The organism is uncultured Brevundimonas sp. (genome assembly GCF_963975535.1).
GTDB lineage: Bacteria > Pseudomonadota > Alphaproteobacteria > Caulobacterales > Caulobacteraceae > Brevundimonas.
Genome location: NZ_CAXBHE010000030.1, coordinates 1 through 1,866, shown reverse-complemented (window position 1 = coordinate 1,866; position 1,866 = coordinate 1). Strand labels below are relative to the sequence as shown.

Here is a 1,866-nt window from a genome sequence, read left to right as displayed (position 1 = left end):
ATCGGCATAGGGGGCAGTTCTAGTGAACTGCACCCCTGCCACACCACCCGGCATGCGGGTCCGCACCGGGCGGTTCAAGAAGTTGAGGCTTAAGAGAGTCTAGGAACACCTAGTCGGTCGAAGTGGGCAATGGGCAAGGCCGCATTGAGTGACCCGCCACTATTGCGCCACCAGCTGCGGGAATTTGCCGCCACCCATCGGGCGACAGTAAAACTCACCCCCAAGGCGCGCAACTCCCGGAACATCGTCTTGCCTCGTTTCCATTGCCTGAGCTGAATGGCCCTTAACCGATGACGAATCCACTTGTCCAGCCCACGCCAGACCTTGTGGACTTGCGCCAATCGGAAGTAGCCCTTCCATCCCAGGATATACACTCGCAGCCGATCCACCACCTGCTGCATGCTGCGCCCGCCCGAGCGGCGCGTCAGTTGCCGCACACGTTGCTTGAACGTGGCGAGCGCTTTGGTCGCCACCCGACGCTTGACCTGCCCTTTAGGGTCCACCCAGAAGCTATAGCCCAGAAACTTGCGGTCGGTAAACACGCTGGCGACCGCACTTTTGATCTCATTGACCCTCAAGCGCAGCCGAGCGTATAGCCGCCGCAGTAAGCCCATCACCCGTTCACCCGCGCGACGGCTGTGAACGTAAACGTTGCAGTCATCAGCGTAGCGCACGAAGCAATGGCCCCGGCGTTCTAACTCCTTATCCACCTCATCAAGCAGCACGTTAGCCAACATCGGCGAGAGCGGACCGCCTTGCGGCGTGCCCTCATACCGTTCGACGGCCACACCGCCATCCATAATGCCGCTGTTCAGATACGACCGAATCAGCCGGATCACTCCGGCATCCGGCAGGCGTTTCTGTAGGCGGTCAATCAGGATGTCGTGGTTGACCCGGTCGAAGAATTTCTCCAGATCCACGTCCACCACGATACGGCGACCGGACTGCACGTACGAATGCGCGGCCAGAACCGCGTCATGCGCACGGCGCCCCGGCCTGAAGCCGTAACTGTGTTCGCTGAAAGTGGGGTCAAGCACGGGTTGCAGCACTTGCAGCAGCGCCTGCTGGATCAGACGATCCGTCACCGTCGGGATACCCAGCTCGCGCTGGCTACCGTCAGACTTGGGAATCATCACCCGTCGTACCGGACTGGGCCGGTACGTCCCCGCAAGCAATTCGGCACGAATGACAGGCCAAGTGGTCACCAGGCGACGGGCAGTCTGGTCTATGTCCAAGCCGTCCACGCCGGCTGCGCCTTTGTTGGCCCGCACCCGCTTGAACGCGGCTTGCAGGTTCTCTCTTGTCAGCGCCGCTTGCAGTAGCGCTGACCCTGTATGCTCATTTGCATGACGCGGGCCGCCCATTTCCTCGCTGACAGGATCACCAGCGGCTTCACCGCTGGCTGCGCCCGCCCGCTCCACTGATGTGGACATCTGAGGCAATATGAGTTGCATCGTCATATTGAGTCATACTCCTTCTCGTTCGGTCCTTCGCCAGTTCGTTCCCAGCCTCTTCGGCCCCGCTACTGTGGCTACTATGACCTCTGCTGAGTCCTCGCTCCGGCTCGACGCCGTTACCCTTTCAGGATCAAGGCGAGGGTTCCCCAGGTAAGAACGCACCCCTTCACTGCACAACCGCCGGATTTACGCCATCTCGCCTTGATCACAAGAGCTTCACGGCTTCTTGCCCGCTCGCCCTGCTTGATGACGCCTTCTATCCGATTCTTGTTCATCGGCTCGCAGCTTATGCTCCACGCTTCCTCCCCACGCTCGGTCACCCTCACGCAGTTGCGCTTCACTTCATTCGCTGTGATCAACTTATGGCGGGACTTGCACCCGCAGGAGTGCGCCCATGCTGGGCGCACAA

General features: G+C 60.5%; 2 protein-coding genes. Both read right to left on the bottom strand.

Annotation, left to right across the window (positions count from 1 at the left end; all coding sequences use genetic code 11):
- Positions 1 to 89 precede the first annotated feature (89 nt).
- Positions 90 to 1,460, bottom strand: a complete 1,371-nt coding sequence (gene ltrA, locus AACZ75_RS15645; protein ID WP_286782554.1) for a group II intron reverse transcriptase/maturase — start codon at positions 1,458 to 1,460, stop codon at positions 90 to 92.
- A 113-nt stretch (positions 1,461 to 1,573) separates the two neighbouring features.
- Positions 1,574 to 1,866 (bottom strand): hypothetical protein (locus AACZ75_RS15640; protein ID WP_339874145.1); only part of this gene is annotated, 293 nt, incomplete at its 5' end.